This window comes from Streptomyces sp. L500 (assembly GCF_054551825.1).
This window is the reverse complement of sequence record NZ_JBTOLC010000032.1, coordinates 14607-39010: the sequence shown is the minus strand read 5'-3', so window position 1 is coordinate 39010 and position 24404 is coordinate 14607. Positions and strand designations below refer to the sequence as shown.

Annotated in this window: 22 protein-coding genes; 13 read left to right on the top strand and 9 right to left on the bottom strand. The window is 74.0% G+C overall.

Features of this window, described 5'->3' with window-relative positions; all coding sequences use genetic code 11:
• The first annotated feature begins 102 nt into the window (after positions 1 to 102).
• Genes ACX9I7_RS24365 through ACX9I7_RS24350 form a run of 4 tightly spaced genes read left to right on the top strand, consistent with a single transcriptional unit; the run spans position 103 to position 5160 of the window.
• Complete coding sequence (locus ACX9I7_RS24365) at positions 103 to 780, top strand: response regulator transcription factor (RefSeq protein WP_189454163.1); 678 nt, start codon at positions 103 to 105, stop codon at positions 778 to 780.
• A complete protein-coding gene (locus ACX9I7_RS24360) occupies positions 773 to 2194 on the top strand; it encodes a sensor histidine kinase (protein ID WP_459388494.1) in 1422 nt (473 codons plus the stop codon). Before ACX9I7_RS24365 ends, ACX9I7_RS24360 begins: the two co-directional genes overlap by 8 nt.
• Before the next feature lie 47 nt (positions 2195 to 2241).
• Entirely contained in the window at positions 2242 to 3594 is a 1353-nt protein-coding gene (locus tag ACX9I7_RS24355; protein WP_459388493.1) for an FtsW/RodA/SpoVE family cell cycle protein, read from the top strand.
• A gap of 36 nt (positions 3595 to 3630) precedes the next feature.
• Positions 3631 to 5160 carry an ATP-dependent DNA ligase gene (locus ACX9I7_RS24350; protein ID WP_459388492.1) on the top strand — a complete coding sequence of 510 codons (1530 nt, stop codon included), beginning with the start codon at positions 3631 to 3633 and terminating at the stop codon, positions 5158 to 5160.
• Positions 5161 to 5258: 98 nt separating this feature from the next.
• Here the strand turns inward: ACX9I7_RS24350 and ACX9I7_RS24345 are convergent, their stop codons facing one another.
• Complete coding sequence (locus tag ACX9I7_RS24345; protein WP_387576185.1) at positions 5259 to 5675, bottom strand: ankyrin repeat domain-containing protein; 417 nt, start codon at positions 5673 to 5675, stop codon at positions 5259 to 5261.
• Positions 5676 to 5779: 104 nt separating this feature from the next.
• Here ACX9I7_RS24345 and ACX9I7_RS24340 point away from each other — a divergent pair, with 104 nt between their 5' ends.
• Together ACX9I7_RS24340 and ACX9I7_RS24335 are read left to right on the top strand one after the other, a co-directional pair.
• Positions 5780 to 5974 carry a hypothetical protein gene (locus tag ACX9I7_RS24340; RefSeq protein ID WP_126913219.1) on the top strand — a complete coding sequence of 65 codons (195 nt, stop codon included), beginning with the start codon at positions 5780 to 5782 and terminating at the stop codon, positions 5972 to 5974.
• Between the two features lie 18 nt (positions 5975 to 5992).
• The gene (locus ACX9I7_RS24335; RefSeq protein ID WP_459388491.1) at positions 5993 to 7522 is read left to right on the top strand and encodes a hypothetical protein; all 1530 of its coding nucleotides are present in this window, start codon (positions 5993 to 5995) and stop codon (positions 7520 to 7522) included.
• A gap of 13 nt (positions 7523 to 7535) precedes the next feature.
• Here ACX9I7_RS24335 and ACX9I7_RS24330 read toward each other — a convergent pair whose 3' ends face one another.
• Complete coding sequence (locus ACX9I7_RS24330) at positions 7536 to 9041, bottom strand: SCO1417 family PLP biosynthesis transcription factor (protein WP_358622714.1); 1506 nt, start codon at positions 9039 to 9041, stop codon at positions 7536 to 7538.
• 30 nt (positions 9042 to 9071) lie between these two features.
• On the opposite strand from ACX9I7_RS24330, the gene yczE reads away from it, so the two are divergent.
• Together yczE and ACX9I7_RS24320 are read left to right on the top strand one after the other, a co-directional pair.
• Positions 9072 to 9848 (top strand): membrane protein YczE, encoded by a 777-nt coding sequence (gene yczE / locus ACX9I7_RS24325; protein WP_387576189.1) that lies wholly within the window; start codon positions 9072 to 9074, stop codon positions 9846 to 9848.
• A gap of 257 nt (positions 9849 to 10105) precedes the next feature.
• Complete coding sequence (locus ACX9I7_RS24320) at positions 10106 to 10480, top strand: RNA polymerase-binding protein RbpA (RefSeq protein WP_004948858.1); 375 nt, start codon at positions 10106 to 10108, stop codon at positions 10478 to 10480.
• Between the two features lie 216 nt (positions 10481 to 10696).
• On the opposite strand, the gene fxsA is transcribed toward ACX9I7_RS24320, so the two are convergent.
• The 5 genes from fxsA to ACX9I7_RS24295 form a co-directional block, all read right to left on the bottom strand.
• Positions 10697 to 11305 (bottom strand): FxsA family membrane protein, encoded by a 609-nt coding sequence (fxsA, locus tag ACX9I7_RS24315; RefSeq protein WP_459388490.1) that lies wholly within the window; start codon positions 11303 to 11305, stop codon positions 10697 to 10699.
• Positions 11306 to 11384: 79 nt separating this feature from the next.
• Positions 11385 to 12161 (bottom strand): polyprenol monophosphomannose synthase, encoded by a 777-nt coding sequence (locus tag ACX9I7_RS24310; RefSeq protein ID WP_189454274.1) that lies wholly within the window; start codon positions 12159 to 12161, stop codon positions 11385 to 11387.
• A gap of 8 nt (positions 12162 to 12169) precedes the next feature.
• On the bottom strand, positions 12170 to 13819 hold the full coding sequence (gene lnt, locus ACX9I7_RS24305; RefSeq protein WP_387576193.1) for an apolipoprotein N-acyltransferase: 1650 nt from the start codon (positions 13817 to 13819) through the stop codon (positions 12170 to 12172).
• A gap of 500 nt (positions 13820 to 14319) precedes the next feature.
• Positions 14320 to 15954 carry an amidohydrolase gene (locus tag ACX9I7_RS24300; RefSeq protein WP_459388489.1) on the bottom strand — a complete coding sequence of 545 codons (1635 nt, stop codon included), beginning with the start codon at positions 15952 to 15954 and terminating at the stop codon, positions 14320 to 14322.
• 99 nt (positions 15955 to 16053) lie between these two features.
• On the bottom strand, positions 16054 to 16497 hold the full coding sequence (locus ACX9I7_RS24295) for an Lrp/AsnC family transcriptional regulator (protein ID WP_004948875.1): 444 nt from the start codon (positions 16495 to 16497) through the stop codon (positions 16054 to 16056).
• Positions 16498 to 16693: 196 nt separating this feature from the next.
• On the opposite strand from ACX9I7_RS24295, the gene ACX9I7_RS24290 reads away from it, so the two are divergent.
• Entirely contained in the window at positions 16694 to 17065 is a 372-nt protein-coding gene (locus tag ACX9I7_RS24290; protein ID WP_387576197.1) for a hypothetical protein, read from the top strand.
• An 85-nt stretch (positions 17066 to 17150) separates the two neighbouring features.
• Entirely contained in the window at positions 17151 to 18353 is a 1203-nt protein-coding gene (locus ACX9I7_RS24285; protein WP_459388488.1) for a threonine synthase, read from the top strand.
• Between the two features lie 80 nt (positions 18354 to 18433).
• Here ACX9I7_RS24285 and ACX9I7_RS24280 read toward each other — a convergent pair whose 3' ends face one another.
• A complete protein-coding gene (locus tag ACX9I7_RS24280; RefSeq protein WP_459388487.1) occupies positions 18434 to 19606 on the bottom strand; it encodes an acyl-CoA dehydrogenase family protein in 1173 nt (390 codons plus the stop codon).
• A gap of 297 nt (positions 19607 to 19903) precedes the next feature.
• Here ACX9I7_RS24280 and ACX9I7_RS24275 point away from each other — a divergent pair, with 297 nt between their 5' ends.
• Positions 19904 to 21151 carry a glycoside hydrolase family 18 protein gene (locus tag ACX9I7_RS24275; protein WP_387576202.1) on the top strand — a complete coding sequence of 416 codons (1248 nt, stop codon included), beginning with the start codon at positions 19904 to 19906 and terminating at the stop codon, positions 21149 to 21151.
• A gap of 73 nt (positions 21152 to 21224) precedes the next feature.
• On the opposite strand, the gene ACX9I7_RS24270 is transcribed toward ACX9I7_RS24275, so the two are convergent.
• Complete coding sequence (locus tag ACX9I7_RS24270) at positions 21225 to 22097, bottom strand: polysaccharide deacetylase family protein (protein WP_387576204.1); 873 nt, start codon at positions 22095 to 22097, stop codon at positions 21225 to 21227.
• A gap of 223 nt (positions 22098 to 22320) precedes the next feature.
• On the opposite strand from ACX9I7_RS24270, the gene ACX9I7_RS24265 reads away from it, so the two are divergent.
• Positions 22321 to 22917, top strand: coding sequence for a flavin reductase family protein (locus tag ACX9I7_RS24265; RefSeq protein WP_459388486.1), 597 nt, complete (start codon positions 22321 to 22323; stop codon positions 22915 to 22917).
• Positions 22914 to 24404, top strand: coding sequence for an AMP-binding protein (locus ACX9I7_RS24260; RefSeq protein WP_459388485.1), 1491 nt, complete (start codon positions 22914 to 22916; stop codon positions 24402 to 24404). The genes ACX9I7_RS24265 and ACX9I7_RS24260 overlap by 4 nt, the downstream gene beginning before the upstream one ends.

Sequence of the window (24404 nt, the reverse complement as noted above, 5' to 3'; positions counted from 1 at the left end):
ACCCGGTTACGTCCCTTCCACTAAGTGTGCGCGACATCACGCACCGTGACCCCGGATGGCGGTGCAGGAGTTGCGTCCCGTCGGTTATGTGAGGCTTGGGGCGTGCGCATCTTGATAGTCGAGGACGAGACGGGTCTCGCGGACACCCTGCGACGGGGGCTGGCCGCCGAGGGGCATTGGGCGGACGTCGTCCACGACGGGCACCGGGGCCTGGAGGCCGCCCTGGCCGGTCCGTACGACGTGATCATCCTGGATGTGATGCTGCCGGGCCTCGACGGCTACGAGGTCTGCGGGCGGCTGCGCCGGCTGGGCGTGTGGACGCCGGTGCTGATGCTGACGGCGAGGGACGGCGAGTACGACGAGGCGGAGGGGCTCGACGCGGGCGCCGACGACTATCTGACCAAGCCGTTCTCCTTCGTGGTGCTGCTCGCCCGGCTGCGGGCGCTGGGCCGCCGCCGGGGCGCGGCCGGCAGCCCCGTGCTGCGGGCCGGGGACCTGGAGCTGGACACGGCCGGGCGGCGCTGCCGCCGGGGCGGGCGGGAGATCGAGCTGACCGCGCGCGAGCTGGCCGTGCTGCGCTGCCTGATGGCCGCCGAGGGACAGGCGGTGGCCAAGCGGGACGTCCTCGACGAGGTGTGGGACTCCCCCGGCGGGACGGACCCCAACATCGTCGAGGTCTACGTCTCGTCGCTCCGCAGGAAGATCGACGCGCCGTTCGGCCGCCGGTCCATCCTGACCGTGCACGGCACCGGCTACCGCATGGCGCCCGACGGTGGCTGAGCCCCGCCCGCCGAGGTCCCCGCGTACCGTGCGCGGCCGCTGCGCGGCGGCGGCCGCGCTGGCGATGGCGCTGCTCCTCGCGGCGGGCGGGGCCTGGCTCTACACGGTCCTGCGCGCCAACCTGCTGGACAACGTGAGCGGCCGCACCGAGCTGGCCGCCCGCGAGGTGGCGGCCCGGGCGGACGCCGGGCCACTGCCCGCGCTGCTGCCCGCGCCCCGGGACGGCGTCGACGTCGTGCTCGTCCTCGACCCGCGCGGCACGGCGATCGCCACGACCCGCCCGTCGGCCGAGCCCCTGGCCCGCCGGTTCGCCGCGCTGCGCCCCGCGCCGGGTGCCGACACCGCCTCCACCGTGACCCGGGCCATGGGCGGCCAGCGCGGCGATCTGGTGGTCGTCCGCGCCACGTCGCCGGGCGCGGAGGAGCGCTACGTCTACGCGCTGACCGTCCTCAGCGACGTCGACGACGCCACCCACACCATCGCCATGGGGCTGCTCGCCGCCGCGCCCCTGCTGATCGCGCTGGCCGCCGGCCTCGGCTGGGCGGTCACCGGGCTGGCGCTGCGGCCGGTGACCCGGATCCGCACCGAGCTGGCGGCGGTGACCGCCAGCGAGCTGGACCGGCGGGTGCCGGAACCGCCGGCGGACGACGAGGTGGCCCGGCTGGCGCGGACCGTCAACGCCACCCTGGACCGGCTGGAGCAGGCGGTCGGCAGACAGCGGCAGTTCGTCGCCGACGCCTCCCACGAGCTGCGCAACCCCGTGGCCGCCGTGCGCTCCCAGCTGGAGGTCGCGCTGAGCGCGCCCGGCGGGCCGACACCGGAGTCGGTACGCGCGGCCCTGGCCGACACCGTGCGGCTCCAGCGCGTCGCGGCGGACCTGCTGCTGCTCGCCCGGTTCGACGCGCGCGTGCCCTCGGGCGCGACGGAACCCGTCGACCTGGCGCTGCTGGCCGCCGAGGAGGCCGCCCGCCGCCCCGCGCCCCGGGTGCCGGTGGCCGTGGACGCCCCCGCGCCGGTACCGCTGCGCGGCCGGGCGGCCCAGCTGGAGCGGCTGCTGGCCAACCTGGTGGACAACGCCCTGCGGCACGCCGCCTCGGAAGTCACCGTGCGGGCGTACGTCACCAAAGGGGAGGCGGGCCGGTGCGCGGTGCTGGAGGTGGCCGACGACGGACCGGGGATCCCGCCCGGGCAGCGGGAGCGGGTCTTCGAGCGGTTCGTGCGGCTGGACGCGGCGCGCGACCGGGAGAGCGGCGGCAGCGGGCTGGGGCTGGCCATCGCCCGGGAGATCGCGCGGGCGCACGGCGGGGACCTCCGGGCGGACTCGCGGGTGGACGGCGGCGCGCTCCTGGTGGCGCGCTTCCCGATGCCGGAGGCGGACGAACCGGCCGGGAAGCGCCGCTCGCGGGAGTTCTGAACGAGCCTTCAGGAATCTCAGGTTTCTTTCAGCACCCGCCGATCACCATGGCCGGTGTGACCGTGGAAACCGTACGAGCCACCGCGTACCGGCGTCGGCGCGCCGAGGCGCTGCTGCTGGGCCTCACCGTGCTCATCAGCTGTTTCGGCTATGTGTACACCGGGCTGGCGGCCACGGGGAGCGTGCCCGGCGGGCTGCCGGGGTTCGCGGGGAGCATGGTCTGCCTGGCGCTCGTGCCGCATCTGGCGGTGCGCCGCTGGGCCCCGTACGCCGATCCCCTGATCCTGCCGCTGGCGGTGCTGCTCTCCGCGTTCGGTCTGGTGCTGCTGTACCGGCTGGACCCGGCCTACCGCGCGCGCTACCACGCCGAGTCCACCGCCTCGGGACAGCTGATGTGGACGGTGATCGGGGTGGGGCTGTGCGTGCTGGTGGTGGCGCTGCTGCGCGACCATCGCCGGCTCCAGCGCTACATCTACCTGACGATGGCCGTGGCGCTGGTGTTGCTGATGGCGCCCGCGTTCTTCCCCGGGGACACCTACGGCGCCAAGCGGTGGATCTTCATCGGGCCGCTGTCCTTCCAGCCCGGCGAGTTCGTCAAGACCATGATCACGGTGTTCTTCGCGGGCTATCTGGTCATCCACCGCGACGCCCTGGCCCTGACCGGCCGCCGGGTGCTGGGCGTACGGCTGCCGCCGGGCCGGCAGCTGGGGCCGATCCTGACGGTGTGGGTGCTGAGCCTGCTGGTACTGGTCCTGGAGCGGGACCTGGGCACTTCGCTGATCTTCTTCGGGCTGTTCGTGGTGATGCTCTACGCGGCCACCGAGCGGACCAGCTGGGTGGTGTGCGGCGTGCTGATGGCCGTCGTGGGCGCGGGGGTGGTCGGTTCGCTGGAGCCCCACGTCAAGGGCCGGGTCGACGCCTGGCTCCACCCCTTCGGGGCGTTCGAGCCGGGCAGTACGTTCTCCCCGCAGGCCGCGCAGGCGCTGTTCGGCTTCGGCAGCGGCGGCGTCACGGGCGCGGGCCTGGGCCGGGGCCACCCGGAGCTGATCGGCTTCGCGGGGCGCAGCGACTTCATCCTCACGACGGTCGGGGAGGACCTGGGGATGGCCGGCACGATGTTCGTCCTCGTCCTCTACGCCCTGCTGGCGCAGCGGGGCCTGAGCACGGCGCTGCGCTCGGCCGACCCGTTCGGCAAGCTGCTGTCGGTGGGCCTGGCGGCGGCGCTGGCGCTACAGGTGTTCGTGGTGGCGGGCGGGGTGATGGGGCTGATCCCGCTGACCGGCAAGGCGCTGCCGTTCCTGGCGAAGAGCGGTTCGTCGCTGGTGGCGAACTGGCTGATGGTGGCGCTGCTGATCAGGATCAGCGACAACGCCGGCAAGGAAGCGAAGCCGGATTCCTGACCTGCGCCGGGGGCGGCCGCGGCGCACGATGAAGGCATGCTGCTGATCGACGTGGCGCGGGCGTCGGAGGAGATCGCGGCGACCCGTTCCCGGTCGGCGAAGACCGCCGTGCTGGCCGGGGTGTTCCGGGCCGCCGGCCCGGACGAGGCGCCGGTGGTGATCCCGTATCTGGCGGGGCGGCTGCCGCAGCGCAGGACCGGGGTCGGCTGGAGCACGCTGCGCGACCTGCCCGCCCCGGCCGCCGTGCCCTCGCTGACCGTGGGGGACGTGGACCGGGCGCTGACGGCGATCGCCGCCGTCGCGGGCAAGGGCGCGCGGACCGAGCGCAAGCGGCTGCTGGACGGGCTGCTGGGGGCGGCGACGGAACGGGAGCAGCACTTCCTGCTGCGGCTGATCGGCGGCGAACTGCGGCAGGGCGCGCTGGACGCGCTGGCCGTGGAGGGGCTCGCGGCCGCGGCGGGGGCGGCGCCCGAGGAGGTGCGGCGGGCGGTGATGCTCGGCGGCTCGCTGGGCGCGGTGGCCCGGGCGCTGCTGGCCGGGGGCCCGGCGGCGCTGGCGGAGTTCCGGCTGGAGGTGGGGCGGCCGGTGCTGCCGATGCTGGCGCGGAGCGCGAAGAACGTCGACGAGGCGCTGGACCGGCTGGGGCCGTGCGCGGTGGAGGAGAAGCTCGACGGGGTCCGGGTGCAGGTGCACCGCGACGGCGAGGACGTACGCGTCTTCACCCGCACGCTGGACGAGATCACCGGGCGGCTGCCGGAACTGGTGGGGGCCGCGCTGGAATTGCCGGTGTCGTCGGTGGTCCTGGACGGCGAGGCCGTCGCCCTGGACGCGACGGGCCGCCCCCACGCGTTCCAGGACGTCGCGAGCCGGATCGGGACGCGGACGGCCGGCGCGGGGTCGGCGCTTCCGTTGTCGGCGGTCTTCTTCGACGTGCTGGCCGTCGAGGGCAGAGAACTGCTGTCACTGCCGACGGCCGAACGTCACGCCGTGCTGGCGCAGGCGGTGCCCGAGCCCTTGCGGGTGCGGCGGCTGGTGGTGGCGGACCCCTCGGACGCGGCCACCCGGACCGCGGCCCGGGACTTCGCGGAGGAGACCCTGCGGCGCGGCCACGAGGGCGTGATGCTCAAGTCCCTGGACGCCGGGTACGTGGCGGGCCGCCGGGGCGCGGCATGGCTGAAGGTGAAGCCGGTGCACACGCTGGACCTGGTGGTCCTCGCGGCCGAGTGGGGACACGGGCGGCGCCGGGGCTTCCTGTCCAACCTCCACCTCGGCGCCCGCCGCCCGGACGGCTCGTTCGCCATGCTGGGCAAGACGTTCAAGGGGCTGACGGACGAGATGCTGGCCTGGCAGACGGACCGGCTGCGGTCCCTGGCGGTGAGCGACGACGGGTTCGCGGTGTGGGTACGGCCGGAGTTGGTGGTGGAGATCGCGTTCGACGGGTTGCAGCGGTCTCCGCGATATCCGGAGGGCGTGGCGTTGAGATTCGCGCGGGTCGTGCGGTATCGGGAGGACAAGGGGGCGGAGGAGGCGGACACGGTGGAGACGGTGCTGGGGTTCCTCCCCTGACCCGCGACCCATCGGCGACCCTCGACCCATCGGCCGCGCCGCCCAAGGGTGCTGAGGGACCGTCACCCCGCCCCCGCACCCTCGGCCGGCGCGCCCGGTCAGTTGCCCTGGAGAAGGTCCAGCATGTCCTGGCGGGCGAACATGGCCGCCGTGTCGACGGCCGAGGGCATGCCCGCGGCCGGGTCCGCGCCGTGGGCGACGAGGAGGCGGACGACCTCCGTCTCGCCCTTGAAGACCGCGCCCGCCAGCGGGGTCTGGCCCCGGTCGTTGGGGCGGTCCACGTCGGCGCCGCGCTCCAGGAGGGCGGTGACCGTGGCGGGGTGGCCGTGATACGCGGCGAGCATCACCAGCGAGTCGCCCCGGTCATTGGTGAGATTCACCGGAACTCCAGCATCCACATATGCGGCCAGGGTATCGGTGTCGCCGTGCCGCGCCAGGTCGAAGACCTTGGCCGCCAGCTGGAGCACCTCCGGGTCGTGCGCGGGCTCTTCGGATGCGGGTGTCGGCTCGGTCATATTTCGTCATCCTCCGTACGGGTGTATCCCCAGTTGCTTAAAAAATACTTTCTGTGAAGCTGGAGGAACTTGTGGTGACCGCCCCCAGTTCCCAGGAGATTCCCATGATCCTCTCCATCTCGGGCGTCGTACTGCTCGGTGTCGTCGTATTCCTGTTCTTCCGCAAGGACAACCTCAAGCCCTCGCACGGACTCGTCTGCGCGCTGTTCGGCTTCTACCTCGCGGGAACGGGCATCGCGCCGAGCATCAAGGCGGGCGGCGCGAGCCTGGCCAGCCTGCTGGGCGGCATCAAGTTCTAGGAGTCCGAGGAGAACGACGTGGGCCGGCGTGCACTCCCCCGCATCCCGACCGGGCCCGCCACGCCCTCGCCGGGCCGGGAGCTGGCGCGCGGCCTCGCCGACAACGCCCGGGACACCCTCTACCCGCTGCTCGTCGTCGCCCGCGGGCTGCGGTCGCTGGCCACCACGGGGCGCCACGGCTGGGGGCGCATGCCACGGGAGCGCCGCGGTCCCACCCTGCTGCTCGTGGCCTCGTGCCTGGCCATCGTGGCGCTCGTCCCCTACGGGCCGACCCTGGGCACGGCGGCCCTGCTGGCGGCGGGTGCCTGGGCGGGGCGCGACCGGGGCGGGGCGCGGGGGGCGGCGGCGGAGCCGGGCGAGGCGGAGAGCGGCCGGCTCCAGGCGCTCTACGAGGCGCTCGTGCCCTACTTCTCCGCCCCGCAGGACCCCAGGCCGCTCTACGCGCCCGGCGGCGACTGGCGGCAGGCGTTCGAGGAGTACGCGTTCGACGGCCTGGGCCGGCTGACCAGCCTCCGGCTGCGCTATCCCGGCTACTTCACCGACGGTGAGGAGGGCGCCCGGGCCAGGATCGAGCAGTTGCTGCACGTCAAGGCGGGCCGGGGCCCGGAATACCGCTTCGACTGGGACGAGGCCGCCAACCGCCTCGTCCTGGGCGTCCTGCCCGTGCTGCCCACCGACGTCTGGGCCCAGCGCTTCGTGACCGCACCCGGCGAGACCGTGCTGGGCTTCACCGACCCGTCCGCCGTGCTGCGGACCGTGCCCGTGACGGCCGGCGAGGAGACGTACGACGCGCCGCCCGTCGTCTGGCGCACCGGCCCGCGCTCCACCGAGCCGCACCTGCTGACCCTCGGCCAGCCGTCGGCGGGGGTCACGACGCTGCTGCGCTCGGTCGTCCTGCAGGCGCTGCTCCACGGCGACGTGGTGGTCGTGGACGGCGGGGGCGCGGGCGAGTACGCCTGCCTGGAGGGGCGGGAGGGGGTACTGGCCGTCGAGTCCTCGCTGCCGGGCGCGCTCGCCGTCCTGGAGTGGGCCTCCCACGAGACGGAGCGGCGGCTGCTCGCCGCGGGGCGCGCCCGGCGGGAGGGGCGGGCCCTGCCCGCCGATGTGCGGCGCCCGCTGTGGATCGTCGTGGACCGGCCCGGGGCGCTGAGCCATCTCGCCGCGCGCGACGGGCGGCCCGATCCGCAGGATCTGCTCGCCGTTCCGCTGCGGCACGGGCGGACGGCGCAGGTCACCGTCGCGGTGGGGGAACAGCTGGAGGGCGTGGGGCGGCTCGCCGAGGCGGTCCTCGCCCACACCCGGGCCCGGGCGGTCCTGGGCGCGGTCGCCCCCGAACAGGTGACGGCCATCCTCGGCGCGCCCTCGCACACCACACCGGCCGACCACGTGCCGCCGGGGCGCGGCTACGCGCGCGTCGGCACGGGCCCGGTGCACCGGCTCCAGGTGCCGGCGACGCCGGACCCCTACGACGAGGAGACGGCCGACGCGCAGCGGCGGGCGGTGCTCGCGCTGCTGCCGCGACCGGCCGCGCCGTCACCCACGGGGTGAGCTCTCCCGTCCGTCACGCCACGAACGTGCGCGGCATCTCCACCGCCGCCGTCGCGCCGCTCGCCACCAGGCGGGCGGCTTCGGCGAGGCGGGTGGCGGCCTCTTCGGCGACGGCGCCGTTCACGGTGAAGGGCAGCCGGACGTAGCCCTCGAACGCTCCGTCGACGCCGAAGCGGGGGCCGGAGGGCACCCGGACGCCCAGGCGCTCGCCCGCCTCGGCGATGCGGGAGCCGGAGAGGCCGCCGGTGCGGACCCACAGGGTGAGGCCGCCGCGGGGGACGGTGAACTCCCAGTCGGGGAGGTGGCGTCGGACCGCCGCGACGAGCGCGTCGCGGTTCTCCCGCGTCTGGACGCGCTTGATGTCGATGGACTCGCCCCAGCCCCCGCTGTTGAGCAGCCAGGTGACGGCGAGCTGGTCGAGGACGGGCGTGCAGAGGTCGGCGTAGGCGCGGGCGGCGACCAGGGTGCGGATCACCTCGGGCGCGGCCCGCACCCAGCCGATGCGCAGGCCGCCCCAGAAGGACTTGCTGGCCGAGCCGACGGTGATGACGGCGTTGCCCGCGGGGTCGAAGGCGCAGACGGGACGCGGCAGTTCGAGGTCCGGGTCGAGCGCGAGCTCGGACATGGTCTCGTCGGCGACCAGCAGGGTGCCGGCGGCCCGGCACGCCTCGACCAGCTCCCGGCGCTGCTCCTCGGGGGCGAGGGCGCCGGTGGGGTTCTGGAAGTCGGCGATGACGTAGGCCATGCGGGGCGCGGCGTCGCGCAGGACCTGGCGCCAGGCGGCCAGGTCCCAGCCGGCGAGGCCGCCGGCCATCGCCACGGGGACGAGCCGGACGCCGGCCTCGCGCATGAGCTGGAGGACGTTGGCGTACGAGGGGGACTCGACGGCGACCCGCTCGCCGCGCCCCGCCATCAGCCGGCAGATCGCGGCGACGGCGCCCATCGCACCGGTGGTGACCATGATCTGCTCGGGCATGGTGGGGATGCCGCGGGCCGTGTAGCGGTCGGCGAGGGCCTGGCGGAGGGCCGGCAGGCCGGCCGGGTAGTCGCCGTGGGTGTGGGCGTAGGGCGGCAGCTCCTCCAGGGCGCCCTGGACGGCGCGGGTGAGCCAGGGCTCGGGGGCGGTGAGGGCGGCGCAGCCGAGGTCGATGACGGAGCCGGCGGCCTCGGGCGGCAGCGGGTCCAGGCCCCTGGTGGGCAGCGGGTTCCCGGCGGGCACCGCGGTCCAGCTGCCGGCGCCGCGCCGGGACTCCAGGAAGCCCTCGGCGCGCAGGGCCTCGTAGGCGGCGGCGACGGTGGTTCGGCTGACGGAGAGGGCGGTGGCCAGTTCGCGCTCGGCGGGCAGCCGCGCGGCCACGGGGACGTGGCCCTCCAGGACGAGGAGCCGGACGCGGTCGGCCAGGGACCGGTAGGCGGGGGTGCGCCGGCCGCCGAGCGGTGTCACGGTGTCGCGGGCGTGGGGCGAGCCGAGGAGGCGGGCCAGCTGCGGCGCCCCCACCGAAGAGGTCCACTGGGTCATCTGGTGCAGTCCACCTTTCCGGGATTGGCTATGGATCAATGTTCGATCCAGTCCACAGACTGTCACGTCAAGGCCACTCGCACCACCACAGGGGGGTACCTCTTGTCCGCGCCCGTTTCCGCGCCGTCCCGGAGTCCGGGGCTGGCCCGCCGTCTCGTCCAGCTGTACTGCGGGCTCGTGCTGTACGGGGTGAGCTGCGCGCTGCAGCTGCGCGCCGGGCTGGGGCTGGCCCCCTGGGACGTCCTCAACCAGGGCGTGGCGCGGCACACGGGCCTGTCGATCGGCACGGTGGTGATCGCCATCGGCGCCCTGGTGCTGCTGCTGTGGATCCCGCTGCGGCAGCGCCCGGGGCTGGGCACGGTCTCCAATGTGCTGATGATCGGCCTGGTGATGGACGCCACGCTGAGCGTGACGCCCACCCCTCATTCCCTGTGGATACGGATTCCGCTGCTGCTGTTCTCGGTGGCGCTGTGCGCGGTGGCCACGGGCCTGTACATCACGCCGCGCTTCGGCGCGGGCCCTCGCGACGGGCTGATGACGGGGCTGCACCGCAGGACGGGCCGGTCGGTGCGGCTGGTGCGGACCCTGATCGAGGTGGCCGTGCTCGCGACCGGCTTCGCGCTGGGCGGTTCGGTGGGCGTCGGCACGGTGCTCTTCGCGGTGGGGATCGGGCCCATGGCCCAGTTCTTCCTGCGCTTCTTCGCCCCCGCGGAACGGCGGCCGACGGTACCCGTGGCGCGCTCCGCGGCGGTACCGGAGACCCCGAATCCGGCCAGGTCCACCCAGGACGCACCGGACCCGGTTTAGGCGCGAAACCGGCGGGCCGGTAGTGTACGCCTTCGACCCGCCGGACGGACCGTTACTGCGCGCTCAAGTAGCAACAGCACAGGGTGACATCTATTGCCAGATGTGACAAAACGGGCGCTGGTGGGTACAACAAGGGGCGGCACGACGGGCGACGCATGTCCCTCAACGGGGAATCTTCACCGCCGACCGGACGTTGACCGGATGACGACGACAGCGACACCTGTCCTGTGGGCGACAAGCCCGGGAGGCACGAATTCATGAGTGAGCGAGCTCTCCGCGGCACGCGACTTGTGGTGACCAGCTACGAGACCGACCGCGGCATCGATCTGGCCCCGCGCCAGGCGGTGGAGTACGCATGCCCGAACGGCCATCGATTTGAGATGCCGTTCTCGGTAGAGGCGGAGATTCCGCCGGAGTGGGAGTGCAAGGCGTGCGGCGCCGTGGCACTCCTGGTGGACGGCGACGGTCCCGAGGAGAAGAAGGGCAAGCCTGCGCGCACGCACTGGGACATGCTCATGGAGCGGCGCACCCGCGAGGAGCTGGAGGAGGTACTGGCCGAGAGGCTGGCCGTCCTGCGCTCCGGCGCCATGAACATCGCCGTGCATCCTCGGGACACGCGCAAGTCCGCCTGACGGCGGTCTCCGCGCGTTTCCATCGCACGACCGATTGCACGACCAAGGGCCCGGGCCACTGCGAAAGCAGTGGCCCGGGCCCTTTCATGCCCTTAGGCGGCCGAAGTCCGGTGCGGCGATACGGCTGCGGGCCGTCCGTGGCTGGTCGCGCCCACGCGGCGGAGCCGCATGATGTTGCGGTCCCGCGCCCCTTCGGGGCGCCCACTCAGCGGAGCGCTAGCGCGGCAGCTGGGGGTCGTCCGGGCGGGGGGCCGGCGGCCGGTCCTCGCGGACGACCTCGCCCTGGACGACCTTGCCGTCGGGCTGCCGCATCCTGGCCCGCTGGGCCTGCTGGAAGGCGTCCCCGAGCGTGCCGGGCGCCGCCTGCGCCGCGTAGCCGGTGAGCTTCCGCTCGGCGGTCCTGCGGATCAGCGCCCTCGTCGGCGGGAAGAGACAGAGCAGCCCGGCCACGTCGGAGATCAGCCCCGGCACCATGAGCAGCAGCCCGCCCAGCATCGTCAGGCCGTTCCCGCCGCCCTCGCCGTTCTGCGAGGACTGCGAGGACTGCTGGGCCGTCGGGGCCGCGCCCTGCTGGAACGAGCCGCTGAGCCGCTGCCAGGCCCGCCGCCCGGCCCGCTTGATCACATACGCGCCGGCGATCACTCCCCCGGCCAGCAGGGCGAACACGGTGAGCCCGCCCGCCGCGCCCGCCACCAGCACCAGCAGCCAGATCTCCAGCACCGCCCACACGGCCACCCCGAGGGGAACGAGCCTGCGGGCCCGGCCGCGCCCCGGCGGCCGGCTGTTCAACGTCTGCTGCTGCTCCTGCTGCGCTCCGAACGTCATGCCTCAAGTGTGCCCGGACGGCGGACGAACGGCCGGAGCGCGTTTATGGATCCCTTACCGGGCCCGGCGGGACGGGCCGTCAGCGCTCCTTGCCGAGGGCCTTGGAGGTCGCCTTGGCGACCCGGGAGCCCACGCCCCAGGACGTGACCCGCCACAGCGCCTCCGCGACGATGTCGCGGCTCATCTTGCTGTCGCCCAGCTCGCGCTCGACGAAGGTGATGGGGACCTCCACCACGTGGAAGCCCGCCTTGACCGCGCGCCAGGCGAGGTCGACCTGGAAGCAGTAGCCCTGGGAGGCCACCTCCTCCATGCCCAGCCCCTCCAGGGTCTCCCGGCGGAAGGCCCGGTAGCCGCCGGTGACGTCGCGGATCGGCACGTCGAGCATGAGCCGGGAGTAGGTGGAGCCGCCCCGGGAGAGGAACTCGCGGGACTTCGGCCAGTTCACGACCCGGCCGCCGGGCACCCAGCGCGAGCCCAGCACCAGGTCGGCGCCCTTGAGCGCGGTGAGCAGCCGGGGGAGCTCCTCGGGCTGGTGGGAGCCGTCGGCGTCCATCTCCACGAGCACGCCGTAGCCGTTCTCCAGACCCCAGCGGAAGCCCGCGAGGTAGGCGGCGCCAAGCCCCTCCTTGCCCTGCCGGTGGAGCACCTTGACGTGCTCGTCCTCGGCGGCCAGCTCGTCGGCGAGCTTGCCGGTCCCGTCGGGGCTGTTGTCGTCCGCGACGAGGACGTGCGCCTCCGGCACGGCCTGGCGCACCCGGGCGACGATGGGCTTGATGTTCTCCGCCTCGTTGTAGGTCGGGATGATCACCAAGGTCGTGCCGAGCGGACCGAATCTCCGCTGACCACCGTCGTTCACTTCTGGCACTACTGGCCCTTCCGGTTCGAGGTCTCGTCCGCCCGTGCCCGACGGGAGGTCAGGACCGCCGCCGCGCAGGACAGAAGACCCACCATAGCGAGCGCCCATTCCGGGCCCGCACCGACGCGGTCGGCGACGGTCGTGGCGTCACGCAGGGGGATGCTCGCGGAGATCACATCACGGGTGAACTCCTCGCTCCGCCGGAGCACCCGCCCGTCGGGGGCGACGACCGCGCTGATGCCGCTCGTGGCGGCCGTCACCACGGCCCGGCCGTGCTCGACGGCCCGCAGCCGGCTCATGGCCAGCTGCTGCTCGGGCTGGCCGGTGCGGCCGTAGGTGGCGTTGTTGGTCTGGACGACCAGGGCGCGGGCGCCGGCGGCCACCGTGTCGTGGACGATCTCGTCGTAGGCGACCTCGAAGCAGATGACATCGCCGAGCCGGGCCGGGCCGACCTGCAGCACCCCGGTGCGGTCGCCCGGGTAGAAGTCGCGGGGGACGCGCTGGAGCCGGGTGATGACCTTGCTCAGCTGGGCCCGGAAGGGCACGTACTCGCCGAAGGGCACCGGGTGCTGCTTGGAGTAGGAGGCGCCGGGGCCGGTCACCGGGTCCCAGACGATGCCCTTGTTGTCGATGTAGCCGCTCTTGCCGGGGTGGTCGACGAGGGCGCCCACCAGGACGGGCACGCCCACGGCCCGCACGGCCTCCTGGATGCGGTCGTAGGCCTCGGCGTACTGGAAGGGGTCGAGGTCGGAGGAGTTCTCCGGCCAGATCACCAGGTCGGGCTTGGGGGCCTTGCCGGCCTTGATGTCCCGGGCCAGCTGGAGCGTGGCGTCGACGTGGTTGTTGAGCACCATCAGCGGGCGGCCGAGGAAGTCCATGCCGGGCTTCTCGACGTTGCCCTGGACGATCGCGATGTTCACGGTGTCGTCCGCCTTCGTGGGCACGGGCACCGCGTACCCCGCGAGCGCGACCACCGCGGCCGTCCCCAGCGCCCCGGCGGCGGGCAGCACGGCCCGTGCGCCCGGCAGGCCGCCCCGCAGCCGCCACGCGGCGAGCAGCGCGTACGCCAGCAGCCCGCCGGCCAGGGCCACCGCGAAGCTCACCAGCGGCGCCCCGCCCAGCGCGGCGAGCGGGGTGAAGGGGGAGCCGGTGTTGGCGAAGGCCAGCCGGCCCCAGGGGAAGCCGCCGAACGGCACCCGGTCCCGCGCCCACTCCTCGGCGATCCACAGGCACGCCCCCCACAGCGGCCACCCGGGCAGCCGGGAGGTCAGCGCGAGCCCGGCGCCGAGCACGGCCAGGAAGGCCGCCTGGAGGACCGACAGGCCCAGCACGGCGTCGTAGCCGACCACGTGCAGCCAGCGCAGCAGGAAGAAGAAGAACGGCAGCCCGAACGCGAAGCCCGTCCAGGCGCCCTGGCGGGCGGTGCGCCCCCGGGTCAGCACGGCGAGCGCGGCCACCGCGACCACCGACAGCGGCCACAGGCCGTACGGGGGGAAGGCGGCGGTGAGAGCGACGCCCGCGACGGCCGCGAGGGCGGTGCGCCGCGCCTCGCGGCGGGCGAGCCGGGCCAGACGGACGGCCCGGCCGGGGCGCGGCACGGGGGCCGGGGGCGGCGGGGCCAGGGTGGCTTCCGGTGTGGTTTCGGGACCCGAGGGCACGGTCGCTTCTTCCTGGAGCTGGCAGGGGTGTCAGCTGACGACCGTACCTCGGTCGGGGGCCCTCGCGGCCCCGAGGGGCGGGGGCACCGCCCCCGCGCACGGGTCGGAATGGGGGCCCGGTGTCCTTCGGGCCGACTTTCGGAACCGCCGGCTGCGGTCGGCCGAGAGCCGTTGTCTACTGAACGTCCGGGCCCCACCCGGGTCGCACCTGCCGGCCCGGCCGAACCGTCCCTCGCCCCCGTGCGCTGAGCCTGGCTCCCAGTGGCGGGGCGCCTTCCCGGCGCACCGCCCCATGGCCCAGCGGCGTTCGACGACTGCGTGGAGGTTCCCCGGTCGGACGTCCTTGGTGGACAGCGGAGAACCTACCGGCCGCCGCCCGCACTGTGTCAACACCCTCGCGACCTGCGTGTGTCGCCCAAATCAGCAGGTCAGTACGGCAGATGGCGCCCTGCGGGGGCGGCCCCGGGGACGTCGTTCGGCGGTACGTGGATCTTGGCGCGTCACCCGTTCGGGCGCGCGTGAACCGTCCGCCCGCCCACGACCGTCCGCAGGCACACCGGCAGCGGGGCGCCCGGGGTGAGGTCGGGCAGGCCGGGGGTGCCGGAGCGGGGATCCGTGGACCAGTTCGCCACCCGGCTGTCGGGCACCTGGACCACGAGGTCGCCGGCCTCCCAGACCGCGTAGTCCGCGGGCGCGCCCGGCACCAGGACACCCGCGTCGTCCCGGCCGATCGCCCGCCAGCCGCCGCGCGTGTGCGCGGTGAAGGCGGCCCGCACCGAGACGCGGTGGGACGGCGTGCGGTGGAAGGCGGCGGCCCGGACCGTGCCCCAGGGGTCGAGGGGGGTGACGGGGCTGTCGGAGCCCAGCGCGAGCGGGATCCCGGCGCGCAGCATGGCCGCGTACGGGTTGAGCGTCCGGGCCCGCTCGGGGCCCAGGCGCTCGGCGTACATGCCCTCCTCCCCGCCCCAGGCCGCGTCGAAGGCGGGCTGGACGGAGGCGGTGAGGGCGAGCTCGGCGAAGCCCGCGATCAGCTCGGGGGTGAGCATCTCGGCGTGCTCGACCCGGTGCCGGGCGGCACGGACGCGCTCCAGGCCCACCTTCTCGGCGGCCGCGCGCACGCCCTCGACGACGGCGGTGAGCGCGGCGTCGCCGATGGCGTGGAAACCGGCCTGGATCCCGGCCTCGGTGCAGGCCGCCACGTGGGCGGCGACGGCGGCGGCGTCCAGGTTGGCGCTGCCCGTGCCGCCGGGGCCGTCGGCGTACGGCTCGTGGAGGCAGGCCGTGTGCGAGCCGAGCGAGCCGTCCACGAACAGGTCGCCGGCGGCGCCGAGTGCGCCCAGCGCGCGGATCCGGCCGGCCTCCTCGGGGGTGGTGATCCGCTCGGCCCAGTAGCCGGTGACCCGGGGGCCGGGCTCCTCGGCGGCCAGCCGCAGCAGCCCGGTGAAGTCGTCCTCGGAGGAGATCAGCGGCCCGGCGCACTCGTGGACCGAGCCGATGCCCAGGGCGGCCGCGCGGGCGAGCGCGGCGCGCTGCGCCTCGGCGCGCTGGACGGGACCGACGGTGGCGTGCGCGACGGCGCGCACGGCGTGATGGGCGTCGCCCGTCAGCGGCGCGTCGGGCGCGAAGCCGGACAGCTCGCGGACACCGGGGACGAGGTCGAGGAGGGCGGTGGTGACGACGGCGGAGTGGACGTCGGCGCGCGTGAGGTACAGCGGCCGGTCGCCGGTGGCCTCGTCGAGCTCCCGGCGGGACGGGGGGCGGCGCCCGGGCCAGGCGCTGGCGTCCCAGCCGTGCCCGAGCAGCACCCGGTCGGCGGGGCGCGCGGCGGCGTACGCCCGCACCCGGTCCAGGGCGGCGGCGAGCGTGGGCACGCCGGTGAGGTCGAGGCCGGTGAGCGCGAGGCCGGTGGCGGTGGTGTGGACGTGGGCGTCGGTGAACGCGGGGGTGACGAGCGCGCCGCGCAGGTCGACGACCTCGTCGACGCCGTCGGCGAAGGAGTCGGCGGCGCCCTCGGAGCCGACCCAGGCGACGCTGTCCCCTTCGACGACCATGGCGGTCGCGAACGGATCCGCCGGACTGTAGACGGTGCCGTTGCGCAACAGGACGGAATGCGGCTTGCCGGGGCGCTCACTCATGACGCTTAGTCTCTCCCCTGACCCGCCCCTTCCCGTAACCGGGGCTCCGCCCCGGACCCCGGTCCGGGGGCGCCGGACGGGCTGCTGCGCGGTACAGGCTCACCCCACCCGCGGCGGCCGCGCCTCGTACGGCGTGGACAACACGATCGTCGTCCGCGTCGAGACCCCCGCCAGCGAGCGGATCCGCGCCAGCAGGTGCTCGAGCTCCAGCGGCGTGGCGACCCGCACCTTGAGGATGTAGTTCTCGTCGCCCGCCACGCTGTGGCACGCCTCGATCTCGGGGATCTCGGCGAGCCGGTCCGCGATGTCGTCGGGCGCGCTGGGATCGAAGGGCTTCACCGAGATGAAGGCGGTCAGGGGCAGCCCGACGGCCTCGGGGTCGACGACCGCCGCGTAGCCGCGGATGACGCCCCGTTGTTCGAGCCGGCGCACGCGCTGGTGCACCGCCGAGGTGGACAGGCCAGTGGCCTTGCCCAGGTCGGTGTAGCTCATCCGCCCGTCCTTGACGAGCAGCTCCACGATCTCTTTGTCCAACTCCTCCACGCGGGTCAACCTACTGGTTCATGGCGCGCCGGGCACAGTCGACGGCGCCACAGGCGCACGGAGCGTGTGACCAATGCCACAGACACGCACCCGTGTCCTCCCACGCGCGGCGATTACCCGCCTTGTCGTACGGGAAGTGCTTGCTGTGGCCGCGGCCGAGGTGCCCGGCCGGTCCATCCGAGGGGGAAAACACACCATGCCCAGCCTGGAACGCCTGGAAACCGACGGCGACGGCGGTCTGTACGAGGAGACCTACGAGATGTTCCGGGTGATGTGCCCGGACTGCGCGCGGCCCATCGCACTCCTCGCCGACGAGGACGTGCTTCCGGAGCACGCGCTGTGCCCGTCCCCGTGGGATCCGTTCGGGCTGACGGTCTGCCCGGGCTCGGGGCGCGGCGCGGAGGAGGCCCGTCCGGCCGACGAGTCGCAGGGCGCCCAGGACCTGGACGCGGCGCTGCTGTTGACGCTGCCGGAGAGCCTGGACTGGCGGACGCAGCCGTTCTCGCACATCGGGGGGCCGGGCTCGCGCCCGCTGCGGGTGCCGGAGCAGGGCGGCCGCCGCTCCTGACGGCGGATCGGCGCCGGGGCGGGCTGCTACGGTCGGAGCCTCGCGCGCCACGCGCGCGGGGCCCTACGACCCTTCAGGAGTCCGCGTGCCGCTGCCGATACCCCTCCACTGCCCGCGTTGCGGTGCCGCCGCCCAGGACTTCTCGGGCTGCGCGGCATGCCGGGAGGAGGGGATCGGCGCCAATCCGGTGCCGCCGCTCGCGGATCTGTCCGGGCTGTCCCTGGAGACGTACCCGGGCGGGCCGTGGGGCTGGCCCTCGGCGCTGTCCGCGCCCGTCGGCGACCCCGTCACGCTCGGGGAGGGCGGCACGCCGCTGGTGTCCCTGCCTGAGGGCGGGCCGGACGGGCTGTGGGTGAAGTACGAGGGCGCCAACCCGACCGGTTCACACAAGGACCGGGCGATGGCCGTGGGCGTCGCGGCGGCGCTGGCCGCCGGCGCGGACACGGTCGCGGCGGCCTCCTCGGGCAACGCGGGCGCGGCCGTCGCCGCGTACGCCGCCCGGGCGGGCCTGCGCTGCGTGGTGTTCACCACGGGCGAGGTCCCCGGGCCGCTGCGGGCGCAGATCGACGCGCTGGGCGCGGTGCGGGTCGTCCGGGACGGCACGGCCGCGCGGAACGCCGCGATGCGCGAGGCCGTCGAGCGGTTCGGCTGGTATCCGCTGACCAGTTACACCACTCCCGCCCCGGGCGGCAACGCCTACGCCAACGAGGGCTACAAGTCCGTCGCGTACGAGCTCGCCCGGGACGTCCCCGGTCTCCGCGAGGGCGCGGGGACCGTGGTGGTGCCCACCTGCCGGGCCGATCTGCTGTCCGGGATCGCCCGCGGCTTCCGGGAGCTGCGGGCCGCCGGGCTGGTGGCCGGCGCGCCCCGGCTGGTCGCGGCCGAACCGGCCGGCGCCGCCCCGTACACCGCGGCCCTGGCGCTCGCCGGACGGGCGGAGCAGGAGCGGGTGTCGGTGGACCCGTCGCCCTCCCCCGCGTTCTCGCTCGGCGAGAGCCGTCCGGTGTGGCAGGGGCTGGACGCGCTGTGGGGCGCGGACGGGACGGCGCTCGCCGTACCCACGGAGGAGTTCATGGCCGAGCACCGGACGCTGGGCGCGCGCGGGCTGTTCCTGGAGCCGTCGTCGGCGGTGGGCGTCGCGGCGGCCCGCCGCGTGCTGCGTCATGCCGCCGCGGGCGGCGGGCCGGTGGTCGTGATCGGCACGGCGACCGGGCTCAAGGACACGGCGAGTGTCGGCGGGCCGGCGGTCGAGGAGCGTGTGCCGGAACTTGCCGAGCTGCTCGGCTGAGCCGCTGAGCGCCGCGCGGTCGGCTGCGGGCCGGTTGTGGCCGGTCGCACAGTTCCCCGCGCCCCTTCGGGGCTCGCCCGTCAGTGCGACTCCGGCCCGGCAAGATGACGGGCCACCACCATCCGCTGGATCTGGTTCGTGCCCTCCACGATCTGCAGCGCCTTCGCCTCGCGCATGTACCGCTCCGCGGGGAAGTCCGCCGTGTAGCCGTAGCCGCCCATGAGCTGCACGGCGTCGGTGGTGACCCGCATCGCCGTGTCCGAGCAGAAGAGCTTGGCCATGGCGGCCTGCTTGGCGAAGGGCCGGCCCGTGTCGCGGAGGCGGGCGGCGGCGAGGTAGAGCGCGCGGCCCGCCTCGATCTGGGTGGCCATGTCGGCGAGCATGAACCGCAGGCCCTGGAAGTCGGCGACCGGGTGGCCGAACTGCCGTCGTTCCTTGGTGAAGGACAGCGCCTGGTCGAGGGCGGCCTGGGCGACGCCGACGGCGCAGGCGGCGATGCCGAGCCGCCCGGAGTCGAGGGCGGACAGGGCGATGGCGAAGCCCTGGCCCTCGTCGCCGAGGCGACGGGCGTCGGCGACCTCGACCCCGTCGAAGTGCAGCTGGGCGGTGGGTGAGCCCTTCATGCCCATCTTGCGCTCGGGGGGCGCCGCCGTCAGGCCCGGGGCGTCACCGGGCACCAGGAACGCGGTGATGCCGTGGGGGCCCTCGCCACCCGTGCGGGCCAGGACGGTGTAGAAGTCGGCGATGCCGCCGTGGGTGGTCCAGGCCTTGGTGCCCTCGATGGTCCAGGTGTCGCCGACACGGGTGGCGCGGGTGCGCAGGGCGGCGGCGTCGGAGCCGGCGGCCGGTTCGGAGAGGCAGTAGGCGCCCAGGAGTCCCCCGCCGAGCATGGCGGGCAGGTGGGTCCGCCGCTGCTCCTTGGTGCCGTAGCCGGCCAGGGCGTGGCAGGCGAGGGTGTGGACGCTGACGCCGAGGCCCACGGTGAGGCGGGCGGCGGCGAGCTCCTCCAGCACCTGGAGGTAGACCTCGTAGGGCTGGTCGCCGCCGCCGAACTCCTCGGCGTACGGCAGGGCGAGCAGGCCCGAGGCGGAGAGCAGTCCGAAGACCTCGCGCGGGAAGTGCCCGGCGTCCTCCTCCTCGGCGGCGGTGGGCGCGATCTCCCGCTGCGTCAGGTCCCGCACGAGCGAGATCAGGTCGCGGGACTCCTCGGTGGGCAGCTGACGCTCCACCGGCTGCGGTCCGTGATCGGTCATGGCGGCGGCTCCTCCCTGTCGGGCGCTGCGGCGAGAGCCGCCCGAGGGTGGGGGCGACGCTGCCGTGGGTGCCCAGCCGATGGTCCGGCGCCGGGTCCCGAGCTCGCGTGACCTGCGGCTGTGGCGGTTGGAGTATGCCCCTTCGCGGGCGCGACGTCACCGGTCGGCCAATCTTGCACAACTTGCCGGGAGCTTTGGTACGAACCATTGACCGTATTGGTCTAGTCCTCCTACGGTTTCCCCACTGTTCAACGCGTCCATGCCAAGAGCACGTTCCTCCCCCACCGAGGAGACCTCATGCCCAGACCGCACGGAATGCCCGGACCGCTCCGCGAGCGCGCCCGCACCTGGCTCACGGCGGTGGCCGCCGGGGCCGCCCTGCTCGCGGGCGGCCTCACCGCGAGCCCGGCCACGGCCGACGACACCACGGACACCTCCGCCGGCCGGCGCGTGGTCGGCTACTTCACCGACTGGGGCGTCTACGAACGCAATTACCATGTGAAGAACATCGAGACCTCCGGCTCCGCCGCGAAGCTCACCCACATCAACTACGCCTTCGGCAATGTCACCGGCGGCAAGTGCGCCATCGGCGACGCCTACGCCGACTACGACCGGTTCTACGACGCCGCCGGCAGCGTCGACGGCAAGGCCGACACCTGGGACGACGGCGCCCTGCGCGGCAACTTCAACCAGTTGCGCAAGCTCAAGAAGCTCCACCCGAACCTCAAGGTGGTCTGGTCCTTCGGCGGCTGGACCTGGTCCGGCGGCTTCGGCGAGGCGGCGAAGAACCCCGCCGCGTTCGCCGAGTCCTGTTACGGGCTGGTCAAGGACCCGCGCTGGGCCGATGTCTTCGACGGCATCGACATCGACTGGGAGTACCCCAACGCCTGCGGGCTGACCTGCGACACCAGCGGCCGCACCGCCTTCCGCGACGTCATGGCGGCGCTGCGCGCCAGGTTCGGGAGCAAGAGCCTGGTGACGGCGGCCATCACCGCCGACGCCTCCGCCGGCGGCAAGATCGACGCCGTCGACTACGCGGGCGCCGCCCGTTACGTCGACTGGTACAACCCCATGACCTACGACTACTTCGGCGCCTGGGAGGCCAAGGGCCCCACCGCCCCCCACTCGCCCCTGACGTCCTACAACGGCATCCCGAAGACCGGGTTCGACACGGACGCCACCCTCACCAAGCTCCAGTCGCTCGGCATCCCGTCGTCCAAGCTGCTGCTGGGCATCGGCTTCTACGGGCGCGGCTGGACCGGCGTCACCCAGTCCGCCCCCGGCGGCACGGCCACCGGGCCCGCGAAGGGCACCTATGAAGCCGGCTTCGAGGACTACCGGGTGCTCAAGAACACCTGCCCGGCCACCGGCACGGTCGGCGGCACCGCCTACGCCAAGTGCGGCAACGACTGGTGGAGCTACGACACCCCGTCGACCATCGCCGGGAAGATGGCGTACAAGAACCGGCAGAACCTGGGCGGCACGTTCTTCTGGGAGCTCAGCGGCGACACGGCCGACGGTGAGCTGATCAAGTCCATCAACTGAACCCCCGTCAACTGACCCCACCGAGAAGACGCCTCCCGTCCGGCAGTCCCGGACGGGAGGCGCTCGTCGTTCCTCACTCCGCCGGGAAGAGCCCCGGCTCGATCTCCGGCGGCGCCAGCGGCCGGGTGGCCAGCGAGGTGTCGGCCTTGGCGCGCTCGGCTGTCTCCCGGCACGTCAGGAACTCCACGTCGCCGTGCGACATGCCGTACTCGATCAGGGAGCGCAGCGCCTCCGCCCGGCCCGGACGACCGGTGAGGAAGGGGTGGTTGGTGAGCATGAACAGCGAGTTGTAGCGCCGCATCGCGTCCAGCTCGTACTTCCACATCGACAGCACCTTCTGCGGGTCCTCGATGAGGGACCCGATCTGCGGAGCCGGCAGGAACGCGTACTGCTCCCAGTCGTCCAGCGACCAGTGCGGGGGCAGTTCCACCACGTCGCCCCGCTCGGTGGGCACGTGGTAGGGGCGGTCGTCGTTCATCATCGACGAGTCGTAGGCCAGCCCGTACTCCGCGACCAGCGAGGCCGTCTGCCAGCTCGCCTCCCACAGCCCGGCCCGGTGGCCGTACACGGGCACGTCCTGCTTCTGGAAGACCTCCAGGGCGCGCTCGAAGTCGTTCCGTTCCTCGGCGAACGTCATCGACGTCGCCGGTACGTGGCTGTAGGAGTGGTGCGCCACCTCGTGGCCCGCCTCCACCACCTGCGCCACCAGATTCGGGCGGCGCTCGGCCACCCAGCCCGGGAAGAAGAACGTGGCGGGCACGCCGAGTTCGCGGAGAATTCCCAGGATGCGCGGCACGCCGACATCGGGGCCGAATGCCTGGTGGGTCATCGTCATCGCGTGCCGCGCGTACTTCTCGCCCATGGAGAGCACACCGGTCTCGGCGTCCACATCGAATGTGAGCGCCACCGCCGCGGCCTTTCCGGGGCCAAGCCAGGATGCAGTCATGAAAGGGACCCTAAACAGGGCGGGGGCCCTTCACAATGGACACTCGCACATGATCACGGCCCCTTCCGTGTAGATCTGTACAACTGCCCCCACCGGTACCCTGATGAGCGGCCTCGACCTGCGCCGATACGGTCCCAACGGAGCCCCTCACCACTCGGACGGGTAGCCGGGCGGCACTACCCGAAGAGGTAGTGGAAGCGGCTTCACCGCACCTCGTACAGTCATGGACGTCCCCGAGAAAAGCCCTCACGGAATGGCAGTGACAGTGATGGCATTACCCCCGACATCCCGGGTGCGGGCACAGCCCGAAGAATGCCCGGAGCGGGAATTCCGCGCGGCGGCCGGTAAATTCGCGTCCGGTGTCACGGTGGTCGCGACGAGAAATGGCGGCGAAGTGTTCGCCAAGACCGTCTCGGCATTCGGGTCGCTCTCCCTGGAGCCGCAGATGGTGTCCGTGTCCATCGGGCGGATGAGCCCGCTGGTGACGGCGGTCCTGGCCACCGAGGTCTTCGCGGTCAGCGTGCTCCGCGACGACCAGCAGCGCGTCTCCCGCCACTTCGCCACCCGAGGCAACGGCAGGGCCATCGGCTCCTTCCCGTCCGTGGCCACCGAATCGTTCGTCACCGGCGCCCCGGTCATCAGCGGATCCCTCAGCTATTTCGACTGCCGGCTGGAGAGCGTGGTGGGCGGCGGCGATCACGCCCTGCTGATCGGCCGGGTGGTCGCCACCGGCAGCGTCCCCGGCCGCCCGCTGGTCTACTTCGACGGCGGCTACCGGGAGATCGACGCGCCCGGCGCCACGACGGGCGTGCCCGCATGAGCCCGCTCACCGCCGCCTTCGACGACCGTGCCCGGCGCGTCCCGGAAGCCCCCGCCCTGATCTGGCGCGGCACGGCCGTCCCGTACGGCGAACTGGGCGCGCTCGCGGGCGTCTTCCAGGAGCGGCTGCGCCACCTGGGCGGCGACCGCGCGGCACCCGTGTGCGTACCCGCCCGCAGAACGCCGGAGACCCTGGCCCTGCTCGTGGCCGCGCTGCGCGACGGCCGCCCCGTGCTGCTGCCCTCCGCCGAGCTCGGCGCCGACACCCTGCGCGAGCTGACCGCCGGCGCGGGCATCGACCGCGTGCTGACCGCCGAACCCGCCTACGACGGGCCCGGCGGGCTCGGCGTCGAGACGGTCGTGCCCCGGGCGGACGCCCCGGCCGTCCCCGAGGGGACGGGCCTGCTGCTCACCACGTCCGGCTCCACCGGGACGCCCAAGGTGGTGCCCCTGCCGCTCGACGCCGTCGGCCGCTTCACCGCCTGGGCGGCGGAGCACTTCGGCCTCGGGCCGGACACGGCGGTGCTCAACTACGCGCCCCTCAACTTCGACCTGTGCCTCCTGGAGGTCTGGGCGACCCTGGCCGCCGGCGGCCGCGTGGTGCTCGTCGACCCGGACCGGGCCACCGATGGCGCGCACCTGCGCGAGCTGATCTCCGCCCATGACGTCCACCTCGTGCAGGGCGTGCCGCTGCTCTACCGGCTGCTCGCCGAGGGCGCGGACCCCGCGGAGCCGCTCAAGTCCGTGCGGCACGTCGTCCTCACCGGTGACGCGGTGCCGCCGCGGCTGCTCGCCCGGCTGCCGGGGCTCTTCCCGGACGCCTCCTTCGCCAATGTCTACGGCTGCACCGAGACCAACGACAGCCTGATCCTCGACGCCGGGCCGCTGCTGCCCGGCGATGTGGAGACGGCGGGCCCGCTGCCGCTCGGCAGACCGCTGCCGGGCGTCCGCGCCCTGGTCCTCGGGGAGGACGGGCAGCCGCTGGAGGGGCCCGGCACCGGCGAACTGCTGGTGCACACCCCCTTCCAGGCGCACGGCTACCTGGACCCCGCGCGCGGCGCCGACCGGTTCGTCCGCCGCGCCGACGCGGACGGGCCCCGGGTCTGGTTCCGCAGCGGGGACCTCGTCCGGCGGACCGCCGACGGCACCCTCCACCTGGTCGGGCGCACCGACTTCCAGGTCAAGGTGCGCGGCGTGCGGATCTCGCTGGAGGAGGTCGAGCAGACGCTGCTGGCCCACCCCGAGGTGGCGGACGCCGTGGTCGTCACCGTGCCCGACGAGGCGGCCGGCAAACGGCTCCAGGCCCTCGTGCGCCGCGTCCCCGGCTCCGCCCTCCACGTCCTCGCCCTGCGCGAGCACTGTGCCCGGCGGCTGGCCAGAACCGCGATACCCAGCGACATCCGCGTCGTCGACGCGTCCCTGCCGAAGGGCCCCACCGGAAAGAACGACCGCGCCGCCGTCGGCGACGTACGGCGGCTGAAGGGATAA